This is a genomic window from Streptomyces sp. WMMC940 (assembly GCF_027460265.1).
Taxonomy (GTDB): Bacteria; Actinomycetota; Actinomycetes; order Streptomycetales; family Streptomycetaceae; genus Streptomyces.
The window spans coordinates 5861299-5887120 of the sequence record NZ_JAPZBC010000001.1 but is presented as its reverse complement, the minus strand read 5'-3'; the positions used below and the strand labels follow the sequence as shown (position 1 = coordinate 5887120).

At 71.5% G+C, this 25822-nt stretch carries 20 protein-coding genes, 1 tRNA gene and 1 pseudogene; 5 read left to right on the top strand and 17 right to left on the bottom strand.

All coding sequences use genetic code 11. The features are described from left to right. Window positions 1–409 precede the first annotated feature (409 nt). From O7595_RS25915 to O7595_RS25890, 6 genes are all read right to left on the bottom strand, one after another. The gene (locus tag O7595_RS25915) at window positions 410–1174 is read right to left on the bottom strand and encodes an ABC transporter ATP-binding protein (RefSeq protein ID WP_269731015.1); all 765 of its coding nucleotides are present in this window, start codon (window positions 1172–1174) and stop codon (window positions 410–412) included. Further along, window positions 1171–2223, bottom strand: coding sequence for an ABC transporter ATP-binding protein (locus O7595_RS25910; protein ID WP_269731014.1), 1053 nt, complete (start codon window positions 2221–2223; stop codon window positions 1171–1173). Before O7595_RS25910 ends, O7595_RS25915 begins: the two co-directional genes overlap by 4 nt. Continuing rightward, window positions 2220–3578, bottom strand: a complete 1359-nt coding sequence (locus O7595_RS25905; RefSeq protein WP_026165234.1) for a branched-chain amino acid ABC transporter permease — start codon at window positions 3576–3578, stop codon at window positions 2220–2222. The genes O7595_RS25910 and O7595_RS25905 overlap by 4 nt, the downstream gene beginning before the upstream one ends. After that, window positions 3575–4498: a branched-chain amino acid ABC transporter permease gene (locus O7595_RS25900; protein ID WP_138055919.1), complete on the bottom strand. Its 924-nt coding sequence runs from the start codon at window positions 4496–4498 to the stop codon at window positions 3575–3577. The genes O7595_RS25905 and O7595_RS25900 overlap by 4 nt, the downstream gene beginning before the upstream one ends. Before the next feature lie 137 nt (window positions 4499–4635). After that, complete coding sequence (locus O7595_RS25895) at window positions 4636–5793, bottom strand: branched-chain amino acid ABC transporter substrate-binding protein (protein WP_269731013.1); 1158 nt, start codon at window positions 5791–5793, stop codon at window positions 4636–4638. A 530-nt stretch (window positions 5794–6323) separates the two neighbouring features. Beyond that, entirely contained in the window at window positions 6324–6989 is a 666-nt protein-coding gene (locus tag O7595_RS25890; RefSeq protein WP_269731012.1) for an ANTAR domain-containing response regulator, read from the bottom strand. A gap of 93 nt (window positions 6990–7082) precedes the next feature. Here O7595_RS25890 and O7595_RS25885 point away from each other — a divergent pair. Both O7595_RS25885 and O7595_RS25880 read left to right on the top strand, forming a co-directional pair. Further along, window positions 7083–7169: transfer RNA gene (locus O7595_RS25885), tRNA-Leu, on the top strand. A 76-nt stretch (window positions 7170–7245) separates the two neighbouring features. After that, window positions 7246–8034: a helix-turn-helix domain-containing protein gene (locus O7595_RS25880; RefSeq protein WP_269731011.1), complete on the top strand. Its 789-nt coding sequence runs from the start codon at window positions 7246–7248 to the stop codon at window positions 8032–8034. A gap of 40 nt (window positions 8035–8074) precedes the next feature. On the opposite strand, the gene O7595_RS25875 is transcribed toward O7595_RS25880, so the two are convergent. From O7595_RS25875 to O7595_RS25860, 4 genes are all read right to left on the bottom strand, one after another. Then, on the bottom strand, window positions 8075–8794 hold the full coding sequence (locus O7595_RS25875; protein WP_269731010.1) for a hypothetical protein: 720 nt from the start codon (window positions 8792–8794) through the stop codon (window positions 8075–8077). Window positions 8795–8822: 28 nt separating this feature from the next. Beyond that, window positions 8823–9410 carry a transmembrane domain-containing protein gene (locus tag O7595_RS25870; protein WP_269731009.1) on the bottom strand — a complete coding sequence of 196 codons (588 nt, stop codon included), beginning with the start codon at window positions 9408–9410 and terminating at the stop codon, window positions 8823–8825. 116 nt (window positions 9411–9526) lie between these two features. Beyond that, window positions 9527–10963 carry a pyruvate kinase gene (pyk, locus tag O7595_RS25865; protein WP_269731008.1) on the bottom strand — a complete coding sequence of 479 codons (1437 nt, stop codon included), beginning with the start codon at window positions 10961–10963 and terminating at the stop codon, window positions 9527–9529. Window positions 10964–11102: 139 nt separating this feature from the next. Further along, entirely contained in the window at window positions 11103–11816 is a 714-nt protein-coding gene (locus O7595_RS25860) for an SIMPL domain-containing protein (protein WP_269731007.1), read from the bottom strand. 111 nt (window positions 11817–11927) lie between these two features. Here O7595_RS25860 and O7595_RS25855 point away from each other — a divergent pair, with 111 nt between their 5' ends. Beyond that, complete coding sequence (locus O7595_RS25855) at window positions 11928–13721, top strand: bifunctional metallophosphatase/5'-nucleotidase (RefSeq protein WP_269731006.1); 1794 nt, start codon at window positions 11928–11930, stop codon at window positions 13719–13721. 284 nt (window positions 13722–14005) lie between these two features. On the opposite strand, the gene O7595_RS25850 is transcribed toward O7595_RS25855, so the two are convergent. The 6 genes and pseudogenes from O7595_RS25850 to O7595_RS25825 form a co-directional block, all read right to left on the bottom strand. Continuing rightward, the gene (locus O7595_RS25850) at window positions 14006–15451 is read right to left on the bottom strand and encodes a lysine N(6)-hydroxylase/L-ornithine N(5)-oxygenase family protein (RefSeq protein ID WP_269731005.1); all 1446 of its coding nucleotides are present in this window, start codon (window positions 15449–15451) and stop codon (window positions 14006–14008) included. Continuing rightward, window positions 15448–16866, bottom strand: a complete 1419-nt coding sequence (locus O7595_RS25845; protein ID WP_269731004.1) for a pyridoxal phosphate-dependent decarboxylase family protein — start codon at window positions 16864–16866, stop codon at window positions 15448–15450. The genes O7595_RS25850 and O7595_RS25845 overlap by 4 nt, the downstream gene beginning before the upstream one ends. A 725-nt stretch (window positions 16867–17591) precedes the next feature. Next, on the bottom strand, window positions 17592–20096 hold the full coding sequence (gene pepN, locus O7595_RS25840) for an aminopeptidase N (protein WP_269731003.1): 2505 nt from the start codon (window positions 20094–20096) through the stop codon (window positions 17592–17594). A 44-nt stretch (window positions 20097–20140) separates the two neighbouring features. After that, the gene (locus O7595_RS25835) at window positions 20141–20479 is read right to left on the bottom strand and encodes a chorismate mutase (protein WP_138055910.1); all 339 of its coding nucleotides are present in this window, start codon (window positions 20477–20479) and stop codon (window positions 20141–20143) included. Window positions 20480–20490: 11 nt separating this feature from the next. Then, window positions 20491–20661 (bottom strand): annotated as a pseudogene (locus tag O7595_RS25830) (AraC family transcriptional regulator); the annotation flags it as partial. 138 nt (window positions 20662–20799) lie between these two features. Then, the gene (locus O7595_RS25825; RefSeq protein WP_269731002.1) at window positions 20800–21570 is read right to left on the bottom strand and encodes a S1 family peptidase; all 771 of its coding nucleotides are present in this window, start codon (window positions 21568–21570) and stop codon (window positions 20800–20802) included. Window positions 21571–21836: 266 nt separating this feature from the next. On the opposite strand from O7595_RS25825, the gene O7595_RS25820 reads away from it, so the two are divergent. Together O7595_RS25820 and O7595_RS25815 are read left to right on the top strand one after the other, a co-directional pair. Next, on the top strand, window positions 21837–22736 hold the full coding sequence (locus O7595_RS25820; RefSeq protein WP_269731001.1) for a hypothetical protein: 900 nt from the start codon (window positions 21837–21839) through the stop codon (window positions 22734–22736). A 23-nt stretch (window positions 22737–22759) separates the two neighbouring features. After that, complete coding sequence (locus O7595_RS25815) at window positions 22760–24316, top strand: HEAT repeat domain-containing protein (protein WP_269731000.1); 1557 nt, start codon at window positions 22760–22762, stop codon at window positions 24314–24316. A 582-nt stretch (window positions 24317–24898) separates the two neighbouring features. Here O7595_RS25815 and O7595_RS25810 read toward each other — a convergent pair. Beyond that, entirely contained in the window at window positions 24899–25822 is a 924-nt protein-coding gene (locus O7595_RS25810) for an SDR family oxidoreductase (RefSeq protein ID WP_269730999.1), read from the bottom strand.

The following is a 25822-nucleotide window of genomic DNA, read 5'->3' as shown; positions in this document are numbered from 1 at the left end:
CCTCCAGGGCCGGGGTTGGTGACGATCACGGGTGACGATCACGCGGTGAGCGCGGACACATTCCACCCTGTGCGCCCCAGCGGCACCAGACCCAACACCGCTGCCGTCGTGCCCCATTGCCCCCGGCGGACCGGTTCACGCCGCCCCGTACCGCCGTTCGGGCGGCGGCGCCTCGACCGACCGGGTCCGGGCCGTCCGGCTCGCCCGGCCCACCGGGCGGACGGTCCGCCGCCCGGGGTGCGGCACCGCCGGATTCCCGCCGGGGCGCCGCGGGGTGCGCCACAGGCCCCGGACTCGCGCCGGCCGCCCGGAACGCCGGAGGTGACGACACCCCCGAACCATCCTGCCCGGCACGACGCCGAGGGCCGGGGAGCGATCGCTCCCCGGCCCTCGGCGGCTCTGCGGAAGGTCAGGCCGCGCCCTCACCGAGGTACGCCTCACGGATCCGGGAATCCGCCAGCAGGTCCGCCGAGGGACCCGACATGGCGATCTCACCCGTCTCCAGGACGTAGCCGCGGTTGGCCAGGGCGAGCGCCTGGGTGGCGTTCTGCTCCACCAGCAGCACCGTCGTGCCCTGCTTGTTGATCTCCTCGACGATGTCGAAGATCTGCTGCACGATCAGTGGAGCCAGGCCCATCGACGGTTCGTCGAGCAGCAGCAACTCGGGCTTGCCCATCAGGGCCCGTCCGATGGCGAGCATCTGCTGCTCACCGCCCGACAGGGTCCCGGCGAGCTGCGAGCGCCGCTCCGCCAGCCGCGGGAAGAGGGTGAACACCCGTTCCATCTCGGCCGAGTCGACCGACTTGAACCGATAGGCGCCCATCTCCAGGTTCTCCCGCACGGTCATCCGTGCGAAGACCCTGCGGCCCTCCGGCACGTGTCCCACACCGAACTGGACCAGTTCATGGGACTTGATGCCGTCGATGCGCTCGTCGTGCAGCAGGACCTCGCCGTGGCGCGGCCGGAGCATGCCCGAGATCGTGCGCAGCGTGGTGGTCTTCCCCGCGCCGTTGCCGCCGAGCAGGGCGACGATCTCACCCTTGCGGACGGTCAGGTCGATGCCCTTGATGGCCTCGATGGCGCCGTAGAAGACCCGGACGCCCTTGAGTTCGAGGAGTGTGTCCGTCACGGCGCCGGCTCCGCCGGCGTCCTTCTCGAGTTCGGTCGTGGTCACTTGCCGTTCTCCTCGTCCGACGCGGAACCGTCCGACGTCGTGTCGTCCGACGACGGCGTCTCGTCCGAACCGGACGCGCCATCCGCGTCGGAGCCGCCCTCCGGACCGGGATCCTCCGCATCATCGCCCGCGGGTGCGGAGGTGGTCTCGTCCCCGTCCACCGGGCTCCGCTGCTCGGCGATCACCGCTGGAACCGGCTCCGCATCGGCCGCGGCTTCGGCACCGAGATAGGCCTCGATCACAGCCGGATGCTGCTGCACCTCACTCGGTGTCCCCTCGGCGATCTTCTTGCCGAAGTTGAGGACCATCACCCGGTCTGCCACCGACATCACCAGGCGCATGTCGTGCTCGATCAGCAGCACACTGACGCCCAGTTCCGCGTTGATACGGCGGATCAGCTGCTCCAGCTCCAGCTTCTCCGTCGGGTTCGTGCCCGCGGCCGGCTCGTCGAGGAGCAGCACCTGCGGATCGGTGGCCAGTGCCCTCGCGATCTCCAGGCTGCGCTGGTCGCCGTAGGACAGGCTGCCCGCGATCTCGTTGAGCTTGCCCTCCAGGCCGACGAACTTCAGCAGCCGGTGGGCCCGCTCGTCGCTCTCCCGCTCGGCCCGGCGGGCGTTCGGGAGACCGAGCATGATCGAGACCGGGCCCACCCGCTGCCGGGTCTCCGCCGCGATCTTCACGTTCTCCAGCGCCGTCAGCGCGGAGAACAGCCGGATGTTCTGGAACGTACGCGCCAGTCCCAACCGGTTCACCAAGTGCGGCTTGCTGCCGAGCAGCTGCTTCTCGCCACCGTCCTTGGGACGGAAGGAGATCCGTCCCTCCTGCGGCTTGTAGACGCCCGTCAGCGAGTTGAACAGCGACGTCTTGCCGGCACCGTTGGGGCCGATCACGGCGAGGACCTCGCCCCGGCGCATCCCCAGCTCGACGCTGTTCAGGCAGGTCAGACCGCCGAATCTCAGCGTCACACCGGAGGCCTCCAGGACGTTGTCCTGACCGGCCGCCGAGCCGTCGGCCGCAGCGGCCACGCCTTTTGTCACATCGGTGGTCATCGGACCGCACCTCCCGCCGGCTCCGTCATCGCATCGGCGTCGCCGATGCCTTCCTGCGTCAGTTTCAGCTCCCGTTGCCGTCGACGGGAAGGCCACACACCCTGCGGGCGGTAGATCATCATGACCACCAGCAGTGCGCCCAGATACATGTACCGGTCTGCCGGGTCCACGAAGTCACGGAGCACCTCCGGCAGCCACACCAGGATCGCCGCACCCAGCAGCACGCCCGGGATCGATCCCATGCCGCCGAAGATGACGTACGACAGCACCAGGATGGAGTTGAGGATGATGAAGTTCTCCGGGTTGAAGTACCCGACCTTGCTCGCGTAGACGACACCGGCGACACCGGACGTCGACGCACCGATGGCGAAGGCCATCAGCTTGAAGCGGACCGTGTCGACGCCGTTCGCGGCAGCCGCGACCTCGTCCTCACGGATCGCGGTCCAGGCGCGGCCCACCCGCGAGTGCTCCAGCCGCGCGAAGACGATGATCAGGACGACGATCAAGGTGACCAGGAGATACCAGTACGGCATCTTCTCCAGTCCCCACTCGTATCCGAAAGCGGAGAACTTCGGCACCTGGCGCGCACCGGCGGGACCACCCGTGACCCCTTCGGCGTTCTTCGCCACCAGGTACACGATCTCGTGGAAGCCCAGCGTCACGATGGCCAGGTAGTCACCGCGCAGTCGCAGTGTCGGCGCCCCGAGCAGCACACCCGCGATCAGACAGGTGACCACGGCCACCGGAATGATCAGGAAGTTGTTCAGCACGATGGGCGGCTCCACCGGGAGACTGCCCGTCCAGAACGCCGCGCTGTAGGCACCGACCGCGAAGAAGGCGACGAAGCCCAGGTCCAGCAGGCCGGCCCAGCCGATCACCACGTTGAGGCCGATGGCCAGCAGCGCGTACGTGGCGATCTGGTCGATCAGCACGGTCTGCCAGTACCCGGTCAGCTGGCCGGGGATGAAGAGCGCTGCGAGCAGCAGCGCGATCATCACGGTCCACTTGACCCTCGGCTGGGTACGGAACGCCTCCTGCGCCCGCTTCCACGGACCCAGGTTGTGCACGGACTTGATACCGCCGACCGCACCGGACACCTGCCGCGAGCCGAACTCCCGCACGAGCCAGATGACCAGTGCGCCGCCCAGGCAGATCCACAGGTTGACCCCCGTGAGACTCGTCCGCACGGAGTAGAAGAGGTCACGGGTGTTGCCCTGCTCGCCCACCATCAGGGTGAGCACCAGGGCCAGCGCGATCAGCGCGCCCAGCCGCGTGTACCGGGGCTGCTGGTACCACGCGGTCCTGCGCAGCTTCGCCGCCGTGGACGGCGACTTCACGGTTGTGCTCGTGCTCATGCCGTCCTCCCCACACGCTCACCGAGAATGCCGGTCGGACGGAACATCAGCACGGCGATCAGTACGACGAACGCGCCGACGTGGCGCCACTCGCCTCCGAAGGCCGGCACCGTAAGCGTCTCCACGATGCCCAGCATCAGTCCGCCGAGCATGGCACCGCGGATGTTGCCGATACCGCCGACGACCGCCGCGGCGAACGCGGTGATGCCGGGGATGAAGCCCATGTCGAATTTGACCTGCGTGAACGTGCCGTACAGGAATCCCGCGGCGCCGCCGAGCAGACCACCGATGACGAAGGTGCGCGAGACGACCTTGTCGATGTCCACACCCATCAGGCCGGCGACCTCGGCGTCCTGGGACACCGCCCGGATACCGGAACCGAGCTTGGTGCGGTTCACCACCATGTCGAGGCCGACCATCATGACCACGGCGGACGCGAGCAGCAGCAACTGCGTCACGTTGAGATCGGCGCCGAATACCGTAAGGACCTTCTTGTTCTCGTAGGCCTCCGGCATCGGCAGCGGGTCACGGCCGAAGAGCTTGCCCGCGAGGTTGTACAGGAAGAACGACGCACCGATCGCGGTGATCAGGAAGATGAGCCGTGGAGAGCCTCTGCGGCGCAGCGGCCGATAGGCCACTTTCTCCAGGCCGTACGCGGTGAGAGCACCGAAGGCGGCGCCGGCCGCGAGACCGAGTACCACGTATCCGACCGATGCGAGACCCGAGGGAGCATTCCCCGGCGCGACCACGGTCAGGGCGATGAGACCGCCGTAGGCGCCCAGCATGAACACCTCGCTGTGCGCGAAGTTGATCAGCTGGAGGACGCCGTAGACGAGTGTGTAACCGATGGCGATGACGGCGTAGATGGAGCCGAGCACCACCCCTAGGACCAGATAGTCCCAGAATTCAACAAGGGACATCAAACGTACTTCCTTGTGGGAGCTGAGCGGGCGGGTCTGCGGTGCGATCGGCACACGGCTGTGGGACCCGCACCACGTGTGCAGGGACGACGCCGGGCCGCGTCCTGGGGGGACTGGACGCGGCCCGGCGACCGAAATCAGCTACCGGCCAGCTCCTGGATGGACCCCTGGTAGGCGATCTTGCCGCCCTTGACCTGGTACAGGTAGATGTTCGAGATCTTCAGCTCACCCTTGTCGTCGAAGGAGAACTCCTTCGTCAGACCCTTGTACGAACCCTTCGCCAGCGCGTCGTAGACGCTCGCACGGTCCGCCTTGTCGCCGAGGCGCTTGACTTCCTGGATGACGTAGTTGGTGAGGTCGTACGCCTCCGCCGAGTAGGTGCCCGGGGCGACGTTGAACTTCTTCTTGTAGTCCTCGGTGAACTGCTTGGTGCTCGCCTCCACCGTGGCGTCGGTGCACGGGCAGGTGAGGAACCAGTTCTCCGACGCGTCACCCGCCAGCTCGACGAACTTCATGTCGTTCGTGCCGTCACCGGAGATCGCGGCACCCTTGTAACCGGCCTCCGCCAGCTTCTTCGCGAACGGCGCCGCGTCCTGGTAGTAGCCCGCGTAGATCAGCGCGTCGGCCTTGGAGTTGACGACGTCCTTCGCCGTGGCGCTGTAGTCCGGGGTCTTCGCCGGAACCGACTTCTTGACGACCTCGACACCGGCAGCCGTGAGCTTGTCGTTGGCGACCTGCGCCAGGCCCACGCCGTAGTCCGACTTGTCGTCGAGCAGGTAGACCTTCTTGGCCTTCAGCTTCTTCGCGTAGTAGTCCGCCATACCGGCGCCCTGCGCGTTGTCGTTGGGCACGCCGCGCAGGAAGGTCTTGAAGCCCTGCTCGGTCAGGCCCGGGTTGGTGGCCGACGGGGAGATGGCCGTCAGACCCGCGTCACCGAGCAGCGGAGCCGCCGAGTTGGTGGCGCCGGAGAACGCCGGCCCCACCAGCGCGAGGACGTCCGGGTCGTCGATCGCCTTCTGCGCAGCGGCCGTGGCCTTCTCCGGCAGACCCTGGTCGTCGACCGGGAAGTACTCGAGCTTGACGCCGAGGTCGCCCTTGGCGTTGGCCTGCTCGATAGCCAGCTGGATGCCACGCTCCATGTTCTGACCGAGCGCGACGTTGTCACCGGAGAGCGGGCCCTGGAAGGCAATCTTGACGGTGTCGCCGCTGCTGCCGGAATCGTTGGCGCATCCGGTGAGCGCGAGCGCGCCCACTGCCAGCGGTATGCCCAGCTTGACGATGTTCTTGTTCAGCACTACGAACCCCTTGGAGCCGCCCGAACGATCTTGTCTGCGGAGGAAGTTGGCCTTTCCTCGCAGGACACCGCCAAACGGTGCGGTGTGCGGGGAATGTAATCGCGCGTTCGGGCGCACGGATAGGTGACCGAACGATGTGTGATCGCCCTGTGACCTGAGTCATGCGCCGGAAACAGAACACTCCTTACCGGCGACCGGACGTATCAGCCGTGATCCAGAACGCCCCGACACACCTGTACGGGATCTTCGCCACCGTGTCGCCCAGCTCCCCGAAAGGGCCCTGACCAGGGAACTCTCCGTCGGTGCCGGGTCATCGAGGCGGCCGGATCACGGTCCCCCGCCGGCTGATACGCACCATTCTGCAGCACCGCCCGTCTCACCGGTCAGTCCCCGCCGGCAGGTCACGTCACCGTAGTGCGCGGCGGCCCGCCGCGCGGGCGAATGGGAATCGACCTTCACGACTTCCACTTCGACATCACAGGGCCCTCGGTCACCGCTGTGACCGAGGGCCCCTGCCCGGCGGTGCGCCGCTACTGCTCCGACCGCCCCTTGGCCGCCTTCTTCTCCTCGGCGTCCTCGATGACCGCCTCCGCGACCTGCTGCATCGACAGCCGCCGGTCCATCGACGTCTTCTGGATCCACCGGAACGCCGCAGGCTCGGTCAGCCCGTACTGCGTCTGCAGAATGCTCTTCGCCCGGTCCACCAGCTTCCGCGTCTCCAGCCGCTGGGCGAGATCCGCGACCTCCTTCTCCAGCGCCCGCAGCTCCGCGAACCGCGACACCGCCATCTCGATGGCCGGCACCACGTCGCTCTTGCTGAACGGCTTCACCAGATACGCCATCGCCCCCGCGTCCCGCGCGCGCTCGACGAGATCGCGCTGGGAGAAGGCCGTCAGCATCAGGACCGGTGCGATCGACTCCTCCGCGATCCTCTCGGCGGCGGAAATCCCGTCGAGCACCGGCATCTTCACGTCCAGGATCACCAGATCCGGCCGCTGCTCCCGGGCGAGCTCGACGGCTCGCTGCCCGTCCCCGGCCTCGCCGACGACCGTGTAGCCCTCTTCCTCGAGCATCTCTTTCAGGTCGAGGCGGATGAGTGCCTCGTCCTCTGCGATGACGACGCGGGTCGTCAGCGGCGGGACGTGCGACGCGTTGCCGTCGTCGGCGACGGGCTGGGGCGACTCGGGGGCGGTCACGGGAGCTCCTCGTTGCGGGGCCGGTGCTGCACTGGAAAGCCTACCTAGCTGAGGCCCCCTACCTTCACCCGGTACACTCCCACCAGCGGCATCGCCGGGTTGGCGGAAGTGGCAGACGCTGATGTCTCAAACACATCTGTCCGAAAGGACGTGCGGGTTCGAGTCCCGCACCCGGCACCACAAGCGGATGTTCACGTTCTCGTGAACATCCGCTTTCTGTCACCCGCCGCGACGAGCCGTCGCGCAATGTAGTCATATGAAGCTCCATGGCACGGACGTACGACTGAAGGCGCTGGCCCTGCTGAGCGGTGGCGCCCGCAACGCCGACGTGGGTCGCCTGCTGGGCGTGCCCGCCGGCACCGTGGCGTACTGGCGGCACCGGGACCGGGCGGAGCGCGGTGTGTGTCCCGGGAGGCACGCGCCCCCGTGTCCGAGATGCGACGGCCGGGAGCTCGACGGAGCCGCCTACGCCTATCTGCTCGGGCTGTACCTCGGCGACGGGCACATCATCCGCTACTCGGGGCACCGTGTGCCCAGCCTCATGATCACGTGCGCGGAGCAGTGGCCCGGCCTCATGGACGAGTGCGAGACCGCGATGCGGGCGGTCCTCCCCGACAATTCCGTCTGCCGGGTGCGCAGGCAGGGCTGTCGCACCGTCAAGTTGTACTCGCACCACCCGTGGTGCCTCTTCCCCCAGCACGGGCCCGGCAGGAAGCACGAACGCCGGATCGTCCTGCAGTCGTGGCAGCGGGAGATCGTGGACGCCCATCCGTGGGAGTTCGTCCGCGGACTGATTCACTCCGACGGGTGCCGGAACATCAACTGGACGACCCGACTCGTCGGCGGAGTGCGCAAGCGCTACGAGTATCCCCGCTACTGGTTCACGAACGTCTCCGACGACATCCGCCGGCTCTACACGGACACGCTCGACCGGCTCGGGGCCGAGTGGAAGGAATGCACCCGGTACGGCAGGCCGTACAACATATCCGTCGCCCGGCGCACCTCCGTCGCCCTCATGGACGCGCACATCGGGCCCAGGTACTGAGCGGGCCCGATGTGCGCGTTCGTCGTTGGCTGTGGTGGCGTCAGGCGTCGAGAAGTTGGTTGAAGAAGAGTCGGTAGTGCTGCAGTGCGACGCGCAGGTCCTCCGTCTCCGTCTCCTCGCCCCTGCTCCACTGGGACTCGAGGTCCTGCTTGTGGTCGGCGAAGGTCGCCGCGAGGGTCTGGATCACATCGGCGACGAGGGAGTCGGCGGCGCGGACGGAGTCCCGGGGGTCGTCGATGAAGTTCGCCTGTATCTGCTGCCAGCGGTCCCGGTAGCTTTCGGCGTCCTCGCCGGCGATCAGGGGCGTGCCGCGGTCGGGCCCCGGTCGCCCCTCCGTCGCCGCGGGGGCCGCGGACTCGTGCTCGGCCCTGGGCTCACGGTCCGCCTCGGGCTCCCGGCCCTCACGGTCCGCCGCGGATTCCCGGTCCTCACGGTCCGCAGCGGGCTCCCGGTCCTCACGGTCCGCCTCGGGCTCCCGGCCCTCACGGTCCGCAGCGGGCTCCCGGTCGGTCATGGGTTCCGTCGTGGAGGCGCGGCCGGTCCTCTCTTCGGCGCCGCGCGGCTCGGCGGCGCGGTCGCGGCGCTCCGCGGGGGCCCCGGCCCTGTTCCCCGGCAGGTCCGTCGCCTCACCGGGGAAGGTGGGCGGGGTGCGCTCGCCGACGCCGTTGTCCTCGGGGGGCGTTCCGGTCCGGGGGTGTGCCAGGTCGTCGGTCGTGAGGCCGCTCCTGGCCGTGTCGTGCGTGTTCTTGGGGTCTCGCATGTCAACTCACCTCGTACGTCGCGCGGGGTCAGGCGGCGTCGTGACGTCGTCGGGTGTCGGTGGCCGGATCCGGGCTCGTGCGGGGGTCGTCGCCGAGCAGTTCCTGGAAGAGGGCGCGGTAGTGCACCATCGCTCCGCGCAGTTCCTCGGTGGTCGCCCGGCCCTCCCTGTTGCGCAGACCGACGTCATGGGCGGCCCGGTAGTGCTCCAGGGTGTTGCCGTGTTCGACGGAGAGGTCCCTGAGTTGCTGCTCGTAGCCTTCCGTGGGGTAGCCGCGGTCGCTCATGAGCCGGGTGACGAGCCGGTCGGCGTCGTCGACGCAGCGGGAGGGGTCGTCGACGAAGCGTTCCTGTACTCCGGTCCATTCCGTCGAGTAGCGGTCCCTGGCCTCCGGGGGCAGCTCCCGGATGTCGAGGTCGCGGTGCCGTTGCTCCCTGGAGCGCAGTTCGCGCTCGGCGGCGTGCCTGCTGTCACCGGACTCGACGGTTCGGTCGTACTCGGGGCCGAAGCGTTCCCGGAGGTGGCGCCGGCGGGTGACCAGCCATGCGCCCACCGCGATCAGGAGCAGGACGGCGACGATCAAGACGATGACGGCGATGAGTGTTCCTGTGGACATCCGGACCTCCGCATGCATCCGTTGTCGGCGGGGGCCCTTTGTGTCGGGGCCTCTTGTGGGGCCGACTGCCCAGGACCTGTCCGCACAAACACGCCGTCGCCCCGGCGCGGCCGGTGTCAGGGGCGTGGGGTGTCGTCCTCGCCGATGTGGTGGACGCGTACGAGGTTGGTGGAGCCGGCGACGCCGGGTGGGGAGCCGGCGGTGATGACGACGGTGTCGCCGCGCTCGCAGCGGCCGATGCGGAGGAGTTCCTCGTCGACCTGGGCGACCATGGCGTCGGTGGAGTCGACACGGGGGCCGAGGAAGGTCTCGACGCCCCAGGTGAGGTTGAGCTGGGAGCGGGTGGCCGGGTCGGGGGTGAAGGCGAGGAGGGGGATGGGCGAGCGGTAGCGGGAGAGGCGCCGGACGGTGTCGCCGGACTGTGTGAAGGCGACGAGGAACTTGGCGCCGAGGAAGTCGCCGATCTCGGCGGCGGCGCGGGCGACGGAACCGCCCTGGGTGCGGGGCTTGTTGCGTTCGGTGAGCGGGGGAAGGCCCTGGGCGAGGATCTCCTGCTCGGCGGCTTCGACGATGCGGCTCATGGTGCGGACGGTTTCGACGGGGTGTTTGCCGACGCTGGTCTCGCCGGAGAGCATGACGGCGTCGGTGCCGTCGATGACGGCGTTGGCGACGTCGGAGGCCTCGGCGCGGGTGGGCCGGGAGTTGTCGATCATCGAGTCGAGCATCTGGGTGGCGACGATGACGGGCTTGGCGTTGCGCCGGGCGAGCTTGATCGCGCGCTTCTGGACGAGGGGTACCTGTTCCAGGGGCATTTCGACGCCGAGGTCTCCGCGGGCGACCATGATGCCGTCGAAGGCGGCGACGATGTCGTCGATGTCGTCGACGGCCTGGGGCTTCTCGATCTTCGCGATGACGGGAAGGCGGCGGCCTTCCTCGTCCATGACGCGGTGGACGTCCTCGATGTCGCGTCCGCTGCGGACGAAGGAGAGGGCGATGACGTCGGCGCCGGTTCTGATGGCCCAGCGGAGGTCGTCGACGTCCTTGTCGGAGAGGGCGGGGACGGACACGGCGACTCCCGGGAGGTTGAGTCCCTTGTGGTCGGAGATCACGCCGCCTTCGACGACGGTGGTGCGGACGCGGGGGCCGTCGACCGCGGTGACCTCGAGCGAGACGCGGCCGTCGTCGACGAGGATGCGCTCTCCGGGGGTGACGTCGGAGGCGAGGCCGACGTAGGTGGTGCCGCAGATGTCGCGGTCTCCCTCGACGGGTTCGACGGTGATGGTGAATTCGTCACCGCGTTCAAGGAGTACGGGTCCTTCGCGGAAACGTCCAAGGCGGATCTTCGGGCCTTGAAGGTCGGCGAGGACGCCGACGCTGCGGCCGGTTTCGTCGGAGGCCTTGCGGACGTGGCGGTACCGCTCCTCGTGATCGACGTAGGTGCCGTGGCTGAGGTTGAGGCGGGCGACGTCCATTCCGGCGTCCACGAGTGCCTTGATCTGCTCGTACGAGTCGGTGGAGGGCCCAAGTGTGCAGACGATCTTTGCTCGGCGCATGGTTCGAGCCTATGTCTTACCCGCCGGTAGAGAATTGGCTGTGCGTGACTACTCAACAACCTTTCCATGAAGCCTTATTGACAAGTATTGAATTGTGCATGGGGGTGCTCTTCTGAGCATTCGGGTGGCCGCGGCGCTGTCAGAGTTCCGGGGGCGTCATGGTGAAGCGTGCATTGACCTGGGCGTACACCGTCTGCCGCTGGGGTTCGAGATCGAGGGCCGGCGCTCCTTCGTGGGCGGCGCCGGCGAAGGCGGCGGAGCGCAGCACTCCGGTCGCCGGGGGTCCTCCCTGGGGGGCCGGGGCCTCTGCGCCGAGGTCGGCGAGTTCGACCAGCGCGGCCAGGCGGGCCCCGAGCGCGGCGGCGTACTCGCGGGCCCGCTGTACGGCTCCGAGGACGGCCTGGCGACGGGCCTCGCCGTGGGCCGGGGAGTCGGGACGCAGGGCCCACCAGGGGCCGTCGACGCGGGTGAGGTCGAGGTCGGCGAGGCGGGTGGTGAGTTCGCCGAGTGCGGTGAAGTCGGCGAGGACGGCGGTGAGACGGACACGGCCGTGGTAGGCGCGGACGCGTTCGCCTCGACCGTGCCGGGCCGGTTCCGGGCTGATGGAGAACACGCCGGTCTCGAGCCTCTCGACGGCGTCGCCGTAGGACCTGACGAGTTCGAGGACCTGTCCGTTGCGGCGGGTCAGGTCGTCGAGGGCGCTACGCCGGTCCGTGCCGCGTGCGCTGACGGTGACGCCGATCGTGGCGATCTCGGGATCGATCTCCAGCCGGGCCTCACCGCGTACCGCGACTCTGGGCGTCTCGGGGGTGCCGTAGGGCGCGGGGACGGGTGTCGGCATGTCGCTGTTCATGTGGGCTCCCTCGCTGATCGGTCTCCGGCACTTTCGCACGGGGCGGCCCTGCGCCAGACTCTACGCGCGTTGTTCCACGCGCGTAGTGCCATGGAGGACAGGGGAGACCACATGCCGCTCAATCGCAGGACGTTCCTGGGCCGTTCGGCCGCCGCAGGCGCCGGGGCCGCCATCGCGGGCGGCGCTGCCGTCCCCGCCGCGGCCCACGGCCGTCACGGGCGGGAGAAGCGGTACTCGTTCACCGTGATGGGCACGACCGACCTGCACGGGAACGTCTTCAACTGGGACTACTTCACCGACCGGGAGTTCGACGACAAGGCCCACAACGACGTCGGCCTGGCGAAGATCTCCACCCTGGTCGAGCAGGTGCGCCGGGAGAAGGGGCGGTGCAACACGCTCCTCGTCGACGCCGGTGACACGATCCAGGGCACCCAGCTGTCGTACTACTACGCCAAGGTCGACCCGATCACCGCGCGTCGCGGTCCGGTGCACCCCATGGCGCAGGCGATGAACGCCATCGGCTACGACGCCGCCGCGCTCGGCAACCACGAGTTCAACTACGGCATCCCGGTGCTGCGGGCGTTCCAGGAGCAGTGCGACTTCCCGCTGCTCGGCGCCAACGCCCTGGACGCGAGGACGCTGCGGCCCGCGTTCCCGCCGTACAGCATGCACCGGCTGCGCACGCCGCACGGGCGTGATGTGCGGGTGGCGGTGCTGGGGCTGACGAACCCGGGCATCGCGATCTGGGACAAGGCCAACGTCAGCGGGAGGATGGTGTTCCCCGGCCTGGAGGAGCAGGCGGCGAAGTGGGTGCCGAAGCTGCGCTCGATGGGTGCCGACGTGGTGATCGTGTCGGCGCACTCCGGGTCCAGCGGCACCTCCTCGTACGGTGACCAGCTGCCGTACGTCGAGAACGCGGCGGCGCTGGTCGCCGAGCAGGTCCCGGGGATCGACGCGATCCTGGTGGGGCACGCGCACACCGAGATCGCCGAGTACACGGTCACCAACGAGGAGACGGGCAGGCCGGTCGTGCTGTCCGAGCCGCTGAAGTGGGGCCAGCGGCTGACCCTGTTCGACTTCGACCTCGTGTGGGAGCGGGGCAGGTGGACGGTGGTGAAGGTGGGGGCACAGGTCCTGAACTCCAACACGGTCCCGGAGGACCCGCGGATCACGAGGCTGCTGGGGGACGAGCACGAGAAGGTCGTCGCTTACGTCAACCAGGTCATCGGGACCTCGACGGCGGCGATGGCCTCGGCGGAGGCGCCGTGGAAGGACGAGCCGATCATCGACCTGATCAACCAGGTGCAGACGGAGACGGTGAAGTCGGCGCTGGCGGGCGGGCAGTGGGCGGCGCTGCCGGTGCTGTCGCAGGCGTCGTGCTTCTCGCGCACGGCGGCGATCCCGGCCGGGCGGGTGACGATCAGGGACGCGGCCGGCCTGTACCCGTTCGAGAACACGCTGGAGGCACGGCTGATGACCGGTGCCCAGCTGAAGGACTATCTGGAGTACTCGGCGCGGTACTACGTACGGACACCGGCGGGGGCCCCGGTGGACACGGCGAAGCTGACGAACGCCGACGGCGTTCCGGACTACAACTACGACGCCGTATCGGGTCTGACGTACGAGATCGACATCGCGAAGCCGGCGGGGTCGCGGATCGTGAACCTGTCGTTCGAGGGCGAGGCCCTGGACCCGGCGGCGCAGTTCGTCCTGGCGGTGAACAACTACCGGGCCGGCGGCGGCGGCGCGTTCCCTCACGTCGCCGGCGCCCGGCAGGTGTGGTCGAACTCGGACGAGATCCGCAACACGATCATCCAGTGGGTGCAGGCGAAGGGCACCGTGGACCCGGCGGCGTTCGCGTCGGTGGGCTGGAAGCTGACCCGGGACGGTGTTCCGGTCTTCTAGGTGGTGTTGTCCCGTCCGGCCGGGAACGTCCGGCACGGCCCCTGGGGCGTGTGACGGAAGCAGCTCCGCCCGCGCCCGCAGGGCGGGGCCCGCGGTGTCCCGTGCATGAGGTCTCCCCCGGCCCTCCGGGCCGAGGGGAAGGACCGCAAGGCGGAGGATCGTCCTCGTACCGGACGTACTCGGATGACCCCGACAACGCGGCGTGGGGCAGCTACCGTGCCCGAAGGGCTGCGCGGGAGTGCGTGCCGGACGCCGCGGGCCAGGACGGACCTTCGCGACACTGCCTAGCGGACCCGGTGCCGTGCCTGGAGCGGTGCGGGACGGGGCGCCTGGCCGGGAATGCCGGGCGCCTCGCGCCGTTCGAGGCCGAAGCTGGTGAAGGCGGTGCGGCGGGGCAGCGGGTACGGCTCCTTGCCGGTGAGGGAGTTCAGGATGGTCGCGCTGCGCCAGGCGGCCAGTCCGAGGTCGGGTGCGCCCACGCCGTGGGTGTGGCGCTCCGCGTTCTGCACGTACACGGAGCCGCCGACCGCCGGGTCGAGCACCAGCCGGAAGTGCTCGTCGATGCGGGGCCTGCCGGAGGCGTCGCGCCGCATGTACGGGTCGAGTCCGACGAGGATCCGGTCGAGGGGGCGCTCGCGGTAGCCGGTCGCGAGGACGACGGCGTCGGTGGTGAGCCGGGAGCGGCTGCCCTGCTGGACGTGTTCCAGGTGGAGTTCGACCTTGGTGGTGGCGACCCGGCCGGCGGTGCGGACGCGTACGCCCGGGGTGAGGACGGCGTCGGGCCAGCCGGTGTGCAGGGCGCGCCGGTACAGCTCGTCGTGGATGGCGGCGATGGTGCCGGTGTCGATGCCCTTGTGGAGCTGCCACTGCCGGGGAACGAGGTCGTCCCGCACGGTCTCCGGCAGGGCGTGGAAGTAGCGGGTGTAGTCGGGCGTGAAGTGCTCCAGGCCGAGCTTGGAGTACTCCATGGGGGCGAACGCCTCGGTGCGGGCCAGCCAGTGGACCCGCTCGGCACCGGCGGGGCGGGCGCGCAGCACGTCGAGGAAGACCTCGGCGCCGGACTGGCCGGAGCCGATGACGGTGATGTGCCCTGCGGCGAGGAGGTGTTCGCGGTGCTCGAGGTAGTCGGCGGAGTGGATCACGCGGACGCCGGGGGCGTCGACGAGGGGTTGCAGCGGTTCGGGGACGTGCGGCTCGGTGCCGATACCGACGGCGATGTGGCGGGCGTGGGCGCGGCCCAGTGACTCGGCTCCCCCGTGCGGGTCGAGCTGGGTGAAGTCGACCTCGAACAGGGAGCGTTCCGGATTCCAGCGGACGGCGTCGACCTGGTGTCCGAAGTGGAGGCCGGGCAGCCGGTCGCTGACCCAGCGGCAGTAGGCGTCGTACTCGGCGCGCTCGATGTGGAACCGCTCGGCGAAGTAGAAGGGGAAGAGCCGCTCGCGGTCCTTGAGGTAGCGGAGGAACGACCAGGGGCTGGCGGGGTCGGCGAGGGTGACGAGGTCGGCGAGGAACGGCACCTGGAGGGTACTGCCGTCGATGAGCAGTCCGGCGTGCCACTGGAACGCGGGGCGCTGGTCGTAGAAGGCGGCGGTGAGACCGCCCGCGGCGTCCCCGGCCCGTAGCCCGTGGGCGAGGGCGGCGAGGGAGAGGTTGAAGGGCCCGATGCCGATGCCCACGAGATCGTGGGGCCGGTGGGGCTGGGGGGCGCCGGGGGCGGACGTGCCGGTCATCGGGTGCTGCTGCCTTCCACGAGTGCGATGAGGGTGTCGAGGTCGTGCGCGGTGGTGTGGGGGTTGAGCAGGGTGGCCTTGAGCCAGAGCCTGCCGTCCGCGCGGGCGCGGCCGAGGACGGCGCGGCCGTCGTGCAGCAGCCTGCGGCGGAGCGCTGCTACGGCGGCGTCGCTCGCACCGCGGGGCCGGAAGAGGACCGTGGTCAGCACGGGCCGGCGGTGGAGTTCCAGGGCCGGGTGCTTCTCGATCAGGTCGGCGCATTCCCGGGCGGCGGCGCAGGTGCGGTCGACGAGGTCCGCGAGGCCGTCGCGGCCGAGGGCCCGGAGGGTGACCGCGATCTTGAGGATGTCGGGCCGGCGGGTGGTCCGCAGCGAGCGGCCGAGGAGGTCGGGCAGGCCGGCCTCGGTGTCGTCGTCCGGGTTGAGGTAGTCGGCGGTGTGGGCGAGCGGGGCGAGCCGGGTGCCGTCGGGGACGGCGAGGATTCCGGCGGCGACCGGCTGCCAGCCCAGTTTGTGGAGGTCGAACGTGACGGAGTGGGCGCGGTCGAGGCCGCACAGCAGGTCCCGTCGGCGGGGGCTGAACAGCAGCGGACCGCCGTAGGCCGCGTCGACGTGCAGTTCGGCGCCGTGGTGTGCGCAGAGGTCGGCGATGGCGGGGAGCGGGTCGACGAGTCCGGCGTCGGTGGTGCCCGCGGTGGCCGCGACGAGCACGGGGCCTTCGGGCAGGGCGGTGAGGGCGGCGTCGAGGGCGGCGAGGTCGGTGGTGCCGCCCGGGGCGGGGACGGTGACGGGCTCGGGGAGCCCGAGGAGCCAGGCGGAGCGGCGCACCGAGTGGTGGGTGCCGGCGCCGCAGACGATCCGGACCGGTCCGTGGTGCTCGCGGGCGAGGAGGACGGCGAGTTGGTTGGCCTCGGTGCCTCCGGTGGTGACGAGGGCGTCGGGGCGCGCGGCCCGCGGGTACACCTCGGCGGCGAGGGCGCGGGTCACCTCGGTCTCCAGCGCGGAGGCGGCCGGCGCCTGGTCCCAGGAGTCCAGGGACGGGTTGAGCGCGGACGCGGCCAGGTCGGCGGCGACGGCGAGCGCGAGGGGCGAGGTGTGGAGATGGGCGGCGCAGCGGGGGTCGGCGGGGTCGGCGGCGCCGTAGGCGACGGCCTCGACGATGCTGCGGAGCGCTTCCTCGGCACCGCGGCCGTGGTCGGGGATCACGGGGGCGACGGTCTCCGCCACGGCCCTGCCCAGGGGTTCGGGCCCGCCGGGGGGCAGCGGCCCGTTGCGCGCGACGGCGCCCGCGCGAAGCGCGTCCAGCACCACGCCGAGGAGGGGCCGCAGCGCGTCGGGTCCTTCGGTCCCGCCGGCGAGCGGCGGGATCCCGCCACCGGGGCCGGGGCTCGACGTCAGGCGCGGCGGCGTCGTCATGCGGGGTCCTTAGGGGACGGCGGCGTTGGCCCTGCGGGGCGCGGACGGGCCTCCCGCCAGGGTGTACGGGGTCGGGGTGGGCTGCCCTCAGAGCTCAACGATCAGAACCCGAAAGTGGTACGCCTCTTCTGCTGTGGGACGTTGGTGCCGCGCCTTGCGCCCGCCCGAACCCGCGCTCGTCGTGCGACGGTTCGGTGCGCGGCGCCGGGGTGCGGGACGGTTCACGCACGGCGCGCACGGGCCGTGCGGGACGGCTGCCGCGCAAGGCGGGAGCGGGACCGGGCGGGACCGGGCAGGCCGTCACGGACGGTTCCCGTGCGGCGAAGTCGCGGTCGGCTGCGGTTTCCGCGCGAGGGCCGGTGCGGGGCGGGGCTCACGCTCCCGGGACGGGACGGTTCACGCACGGCGCGCACGGGCCGTGCGGGACGGCTGCCGCGCAAGGCGGGAGCGGGACCGGGCGGGACCGGGCAGGCCGTCACGGACGGTTCCCGTGGGCGAAGTCGCGGTCGGGTGCGGTTTCCGCGCGAGGGCCGGTGCGGGGCGGTTCCCCCGCGGCGGCCCCGCCGTTCGCGGGGCCGGTGCGAGGAGCCCCGGCCCAGGGTGGGCGGGAGGCGCTGCGTCACGGGGCAGCCCGTAGCGGGGGGCCTCACGCCACCGGGGCGGTTCCCGCCCGCAGGCGTCGCGGCGCGCACCTCCACGCGCCGCGCGCCCCCGGCGCGCCCGCCCTACGCGCCATACCCGCGCACCCCCAGTGCCCGGCGCAGGTCGTCCAGTTGGTCCATCAGCTTGCGCCGGAGCAGCGGGATCATCGTCGCGTCACTCAGGCACTCCTCGCCGAGGCGCAACGTCTGCGCGTCCACGGCGTGGAGGGGGAAGGCGTAGCGCCCGGCCGCTTCCGCGATCGCGGGCCCGCGCCGGTCCGCGAGGGCGACGGCCGCGGGGAAGAAGCGCGGCACGTACTCGCTGACGAGTTCGGCCTGTTCGGGCTGCCAGAAGCCCTGCGCGGTCGCGGCGAAGACGTAGTTGGACAGGTCGTCGGTGTCGAACAGCCGGGACCAGGCGGCCGCCTTCGCCTCCGGGGTGGGCAGTGCGGCACGGCAGCGGGCCGCGCCCTCCTGCCCGGTGGCGCTGGGGTCGCGGTCGAGTTCCGCCGCGATCTCGGCCTCGTCGGTGGCGCCGAGGACGGCGAGTCGGCCGAGGACGCGCCAGCGCAACTCGGCGTCGAGGGCGGGGCCGCCGGGCACGCTGCCGTCGGCGAGCCAGTCGTGGAGTCCGTTGGGGTGCGCGGCGGCGTCGATGAAGTGGCGTACGGCGGTGAGGCGGAGGTCCGGGTGGCTGCCGTCCTCGGTGCGGCGGATGAGGTCGCGGGTGAGGCCGGTGAGCAGGGAGAGCGCGGCGGGGCGGTCCCCGGGCGTGAGGTAGCGGTCGGCGATCTGGGCCCGGGCGAACGCGAGGACGCCCTGGACGACGGCGAGATCGCGCTCGTGCGGGAGGTGGGCGCGGGCGGTCTCCAGGTATGCGGCGGGTTCGAGCCGGCCGTCGCGGACCATGTCGCGGAGGCTGTTCCAGACGACGGCGCGGGTGAGTGCGTCGGGAATGCCGGAGAGGCCGCGCAGAGCCGGTTCCTCGGACGCGGAGTCGAGGCGGATCTTGGCGTAGGTGAGGTCGCCGTCGTTGAGCACGACGAGGTCGGGGCGGCGGCCGGTGCGGACGGTGCTGTTCTCGCCCTGGGGGACGTCGGTCTCGAAGCGTTCGCGCAGGACGAGCGCGCGGTCGTCGACAGGGTCGCGGTCGTAGGCGCCGACGGCGATGCGGTGCGGCCTGCTTCCGTCCTGGTCGATGTCGAGGCGCCAGGTGCCGGTGCCCGCGGTGATCCGCGGCGTGAGGGTGTCGACGCCGGTGGTGCGCAGCCAGGCGGCGGCCCAGGTGTGCACGTCGCGGTCGGTGGCCTCGGCGAGGGAGTCGATGAAGTCGGCGAGGGTGGCGTTGCCGAAGCGGTGGCGCGCGAAGTGGATGTTGATCCCGGTGAGGAAGTCCTTCTCGCCGAGCCAGGCGACGAGCTGGCGGAGCGCGGAGGCGCCCTTGGCGTAGGAGATGCCGTCGAAGTTGAGCAGCGCGGAGGCGGTGTCGGGGACCTTGTCCGGGTCGGGGGCGACGGGGTGGGTGGAGGGGCGCTGGTCGGCGTCGTACCCCCAGGACTTGCGGCCGATGGCGAAGTCGGTCCAGGTGTCGGTGAAGCGGGTGGCCTCGGTGAGGGTCTGGTAGCCCATGTACTCGGCGAAGGACTCGTTCAGCCAGATGTCGTCCCACCAGCGGAGGGTGACGAGGTCCCCGAACCACATGTGGGCCATCTCGTGGGCGATGACCATGGCGCGGGTCTGGCGTTCGGTGTCGGTGACGGCGGAGCGGTAGACGAACTCGTCGCGGAAGGTGACGAGTCCGGGGTTCTCCATGGCGCCGGCGTTGAACTCGGGTACGAAGGCCTGGTCGTAGGAGTCGAACGGGTAGGGCTCCTCGAACTTCTCGTGGTAGCGGTCGTAGCACTGGCGCGTGATGTCGAGGATCTCGTCGGCGTCCTCGTCCAGGTGGGGGGCGAGGGAGCGGCGGCAGTGGATGCCGAAGGGCAGGCCCCGGTGCTCGGTGCGTACGGAGTGCCAGGGGCCGGCGGCGACGGCGACGAGGTAGGTGGAGATGCGGGGCGTGGGGGCGGCGGTCCAGCGGCCGTCGCCGTGGTCGGTGGTGACGCCGTTGGCGAGGACGGTCCAGCCCTCGGGGGCGGTCACCGACAGTTCGAAGACCGCCTTGAGGTCGGGCTGGTCGAAGGCGGCGAAGACGCGCTGCACGTCGTCGAGGAAGAGCTGGGTGTAGACGTACGTCTCGCCGTCGGCGGGGTCGGTGAAGCGGTGCATGCCCTCGCCCGTGCGGGAGTAGTGCATGGTGGCGTCGATGCGCAACTCGTGCTCTCCCTCGGCGAGTCCGGTGAGCGGGAGCCGGTTGTCGAGCAGCTTCTCCGGGTCGAGGTGCTGTCCGTCGAGGGTCGCCGAGCGCAGGGTCGCGGGCTTGAGCTCGACGAAGGTGTCGCCGGCGGCGCGGGCGTTGAACCCGATGACGGTGCGTGACGCGAAGGTCTCGCCGGTGGTGAGGTCGAGTTCGACCGAGTAACGGCGGACGTCCAGGAGCTGGGCTCGGGTCTGCGCTTCGTCATGCGTGAGTACGGGCATGGGGGCCATGCTGCCCGATGGCCCCGGTCCCGTACACGGGGTATGTGTGTTGATCAGCCTTTGCCGGTGGCGGCGCCGGGGGTGTCGGCGATCTGCTCGTGGTGGCGGATGACCTCGGCGATGATGAAGTTCAGGAGTTTCTCGGCGAAACCGGGGTCGAGCTTGGCGCTTTCGGCGAGCCTGCGCAGCCGGGCGATCTGGCGGGCCTCGCGGGCCGGGTCGGCGGGCGGGAGATCGTGTTCGGCCTTGAGGTGGCCGACCTGCTGGGTGCATTTGAAGCGCTCGGCGAGCATGTGGACGACGGCCGCGTCGATGTTGTCGATGCTTTCGCGCAGCCTGGTGAGCTCGGCCAGGACGGAGTCGTCGGTGCCGCTCGTCTCGCTGGTGGTCATGGGGTGGGAGCTTACGTCGGCCGGGGGGTGATGGTCGGGGGGTGTTCGGGATCCGGGACGCGGCCGCGGTGGAGGCCGGGGGCGCTCCGGCCCTGCCGTTCGCGGAAGCGGATCGGAGCGGTGCCGGCACGGTGGGTGAACGGCCGGGAGAAGCGGGCGGGGTCGTCACGCCCGGCGGGACGGGGGCCGGGCCTTGGGGCGCGGGTGGCGGAGCTGGAACGCGGCGGGGAGGACCTACGCCGGTGGCGACGGCGACGGCTTCCCCGCCGCGCTCTCAGATCAGCGCGCGGCCGGTAAGGCGCGAGGGGCGCCCGGCCGGGTCACAACGTCGCCGCGGCGGACTTGATCGCGGAGGCGAAGGTGGAGACCTCGGTGTAGACACCGGGGTAGTTGGGCCTGGCGCAGCCCTGGCCCCAGCTGACGATGCCGACCTGGATCCAGGCGCCGGCGTTGTCGCGGCGGAACATGGGGCCGCCGGAGTCGCCCTGGCAGGTGTCGACGCCGCCCTGGGTGAAGCCCGCGCAGATCTCCTCGTCGGTGATCAGACTCGGGTAGGACTGCCGGCAGGAGGCGTCGGAGACGAAGGGGACCTGTGCCTTGAGCAGGTAGCGCTGCTGTGCGCCGCCCTCACGGGCCGCACCCCAGCCGGCGACGGTGAAGGTGCCGTTGTTGTACGCGGCCGACTCGGCGATCTTCAGCGTCGGCAGGTTGATCGGCTGGGCGAGCTTGATCAGCGCCCAGTCCTTGCCGTCGCCGTTGTAGCCGGGGGCCCGGAGGACCTTGGTGGACCGGACCTTGATGGCGCTGGAGCTGCGGAGGTCCACGACACCGGCGGTGGCGGTGATGCTGGTGTTGTTGCCGGAGGATCCGACGCAGTGGGCGGCGGTGAGGACGATCTGCTGGGTGAGCAGGGAGCCGCCGCAGCCCATGGAGAGCCGGACCATGAAGGGGAACTCGCCCTGGGCGGCGCGGGTTCCGCCGACGACGGGCGGAGGGGCGGCGGAGGCGGAGGCGGGCTGGAGGCTGACGGCCGCGACGACGACGGCACCGACGACCGCGCATCTCTTGAGGGCGCGAACGAACTTGTTCAAGGTCTGCCTTCTTTCGTGGGGGGTTGACGCGTGCGCTCAGGCGGACCCGCGCCATGGGTAGTGACATGAGCCCGTCAAAGCGTGTTCGGATTATGGGGAGCGTCACATGGGCCCCACAAGAAGCGCTTTTGAGCCAGACGAGAGCTCTCGACGGCACCGCGGGCAACCGTCGGGAGGCCGTCGCGCGCCGTAGAGTCGGGAGGGTCCGGCCGTCCTCCCGGCCGGTGGTGGACCGGCCTCGGACAGCACCCACAGGGGGTTCGGGCGTGGCGAACGGCAGCGAGGTCGTACACGGCTTCCCGCACCTCGACACGGTGCGGGCGGCGATCACGGCGCTGCACAAGCGGCTCTCGTACGACGGGGTACGCGCCTACGCGAGCAGCGTCCCGCCGGCCGACGTCGCCTTCGCCGACGGCGACGACCTCCATCTCGGGGCCCAGCGGGTGGCCCGTGCGCTGGTCCGTCAGCTGCGGCTGCCGGAGGCCCGGATGATCGTGAGCTTCCGCGAGATGCACCACGCCGCGAGCGTGGAACTCACGGCGGGCCCCGAGTACTTCATCGAACTGAACGACCGGTTCCGCCGCCACCGCCGCGACATCGGGGCGGCCCTCGCGCACGAGATCACGCACGTGCTGCTGCACCGGCTCGGGCTGGAGTTCCACGGGACCCGGGACAACGAGATCCTCACCGACACGGTGACGACCTATCTCGGGGCGGGCTGGCTGCTGCTCGACGCCTACCGCGAGGACGAGGTATCCAGCCAGAAACTGGGCTATCTGACCCCTGAGGAATTCGGTTACGTGCTCGCCAAACGCGCACTGGTCTTCGACGAGGACCCGTCGGTCTGGTTCACCAGCCCGCAGGGGTACACCGCGTACACCAGGGGCCGGGACCGGGCGCTGCGCGACGGCCGGCAGCCCCCGCTCTCGGCGGCCGGATGGAACGGTCGGCGCCGCTACGCCAAGGACCGGCGGTACGCCGTGGACCATCCGGGACCGGGCCGGCCGGGGCACGGCTCGCCGTACGCCTTCGAGTACGCGCCGGGCGGCGGGCTGCGCGTGTCGTTCCCCTGCCCCACCTGCCACCAGCGGATCCGGGTGCCGGTGCGGGGCCGGGTACGGGCGCGGTGCGGGCTGTGCCGGACGATTCTCGAATGCGACACCTGAGGGAGCTTCCGTAGGGTTCTGGTATGGGCACCAAGGAGACCGAGGACACCGGCAGACCGGTCCTGGATCCGGCCGAAGCGCTCGATCCGGCCGAAGATCTCTTCGAGGGGCTGTACGGGGGCGACGACGACGCGGTGGTGCGGGCGCTGCGGGCCGGGGCGCCGGCCGAGGCCACGGACGAGGACGGGCAGACCGCCCTGTACGTGGCGACGGCCCAGGACCGGCCGGTCATGGTGCGCCTGCTGCTGGCGGCGGGCGCCGACCCGAACCGGGCGAGCGGTGCCGACGGGGCGGAGCTGCCGCTGTGCGGGGCCGCCGTGTGGGGCCGCACCGAGGTGATGCGGGCGCTGCTGGCGGCGGGGGCCCGCCCCGACCTCCAAGAGGGGGACGGCGGCGTCCGCGCCCTGACCTGGGCCTGCCGCCAGGGCCGTGCCGAGGCCGTGGAACTACTGCTCGCGAACGGGGCGGACCCGGACCTGCCGGGCCCCGGCGAGGAACCCCCGCTGGTCACGGCCGTCCGGCGCGGCTCGCCCTCGAGCGTCCGGGCTCTGCTGCGGCACGGCGCGGCGGCGAAGGAGGACGCGCTCACGGAGGCCCGGCGCTGGCTCGGTGTCGACATCGAGGACGAGCTGCGCCGGACCCTGGCCGATCGGCACCGCGAGGAGCACGGGGACGACTGCGCGACCTTCGTGGGGGCTCTCGCGCACCGGGTGGAGGAGGACGGCGGGGTCACCGTCGTGGTCGAGCTGCACCACGACGGGGGCGGGGTCACGGGTGCCGAGCAGCAGACCGGGCACGCGGCCGTGGCGACGCTCCTCGAGGAGGAGCTGGGACTGCGCACCCCGGCCGGCACCCTGGCCGAGCGCGCCCTGCGCGGCGGGGACCCGGACCAGGACGACTGGACCGAGGCCGTGGCGGTCCTCCAGCGCCGCGGCGACGAGGACACCTTCCGCGCGGCGACCGCGTGGTGCGGGACGGAGGACCCGCTGCGGCAGATGTTCGCGGCCGACGTACTGGCGGGGCTCGCGGACGACGGGATGCCGGCGAGGGCCGTGCCGCTGCTGCGGGAGCTGTCGCGGGAGGCCCGCGACCCCGAGGTGATCCGGGCGGCGGTGGCGGCGCTCGGGCAGCAGGCCGACCCGGCCGGGGTGACCGAGATCCTCCGGCACGCCGGGCACCCGGATCCCGAGGTGCGCTTCGGGGTGGCCGTGGCGCTGCACGGGCTGCTGCCGGCGGACCGCGCGGACGGGGTCGAGGCGGTCGTCGCGCTCACCCGGGACCCGGACGACGGGGTCAGGGACTGGGCGACGACGGTGCTGGCCGACGTCGAGGAGGACACCCCCGCGATCCGGGACGCCCTCGCCGCCCGCCTCGAAGACTCCGTGCCCGACATCGAGGCGGAGGCGGCACGCGGGCTGGCGATGCGTCAGGACGCCAGGGCCGCCGGGGCGTTGGCCCGCATCCTGGAGACCGAGGACCCGGACGGATACGCGTACTCCACGGCGGACCAGGCGGTGGAGTACGTGGAGGACGAAGGGGTGCGACGGCTCCTGGAGGCGACGGTACCCAGATCGCGGTGACGGGCGGGCGCCGGTGACAGGCGGTCCTGGCCCGATCCCGAGCGACGCCTCCCGTGCCGGGCCCGGCGGTGCCGGCCGCGCGACCGCCGACCGGGCCCGGCGGTACCGTGACCCGGCCACGGCCGCGACGCCCCCGGGAAACCCGCCACCGCGACCCCGCACCACCACCGCACCCAAAGCCGCGACGGACGCCGAGCCGCCTCACCACGACACGCCGCCCCCCACCGGCACACCGCACCCGGGCGGCCCCGACCTGCGGCCTCACGCCTCCAACACCGGCCCCGGGCCACGGCCCCGACGCCCCCGGGGAACCCGCCACCGCGACCCCGCACCACCACCGCACCCAAGGCCGCGACGGACGCCGAGCCGCCTCACCACGACACGCCGCCCCCCACCGGCACACCGCACCCGGGCGGCCCCGACCTGCGGCCTCACGCCTCCAACACCGGCCCCGGGCCACGGCCGCGACGCCCCCGGCCACCGGCCACCGGCGACGCTCCGGGAGCACTCGCCGGCGCCCTGACCGCGCCCCGACATCACGGACCCGGCACCCGGGTCCGCCGGGCGGGCCGCCGGGGCCGGCTACCTCGCCCCGTACACCGGTTGCGGCGGCGTTCCCTCCGCGAGGAGTCTCAGTGCGGTCTCCCCGGCCTCCGCCGGGGTCCAGCGGCCCCCGCGGTCGGCCGTGGGACCCCGCCGCCAGCCCTCCATGACCGTGATGCGGCCCGCCTCCGCCTCGAAGACCCGGCCGGTCACGCCCGCCGACGACATCGAGCCCAGCCACACCACCAGCGGCGAGACGTTCTCCGGCGCCATCGCGTCGAAGGCCCCGGGGTCCTCGGGCGCCGCCATCGTCTCGGCGAAGGTGCGCTCCGTCATGCGCGTCCGTGCGGCCGGGGCGATGGCGTTGACCTGGACGCCGTATCGCGACAGTTCCGCCGCCGCGACGAGGGTCAGGCCCACGATGCCGGCCTTGGCCGCGCTGTAGCCGCCCTGGCCGACCGAGCCCAGCAGGCCGGCTCCGCTGGAGGTGTGGACGACGCGGGCCGCCGGCTCGCGCCCCGCCCGGGCCTCGGCCCGCCAGTGCGCCGCCGCGTGCTTCAGGGGCAGGAAGTGGCCCTTCAGATGGACCCGCACCACGGCGTCCCAGTCGTCCTCGTCGAGGTTGACCAGCATCCGGTCGCGCAGGAACCCGGCGTTGTTGACGAGCGTGTCGAGCCGCCCGAAGGAGTCGAGCGCCGTCGCCACCAGCGTGGCGGCGCCCTCGGCCGAGGCCACGTCGCCCGAGTGGGGCACCGCCTCTCCGCCCCGCGCGCGGATCTCCTCGACGACCCGGCCGGCCGGGCTGTCCCCGCCTGGCGTGCCGTCCGGCCCGACGCCCAGGTCGTTGACCACGACCCGCGCGCCCTCCGCCGCGAACGCCAGCGCGTGTGCGCGCCCCAGTCCCCGGCCCGCACCCGTCACGGCCACGACCCGACCGCGGCAGATCCCGGCAACTGCGTTCAT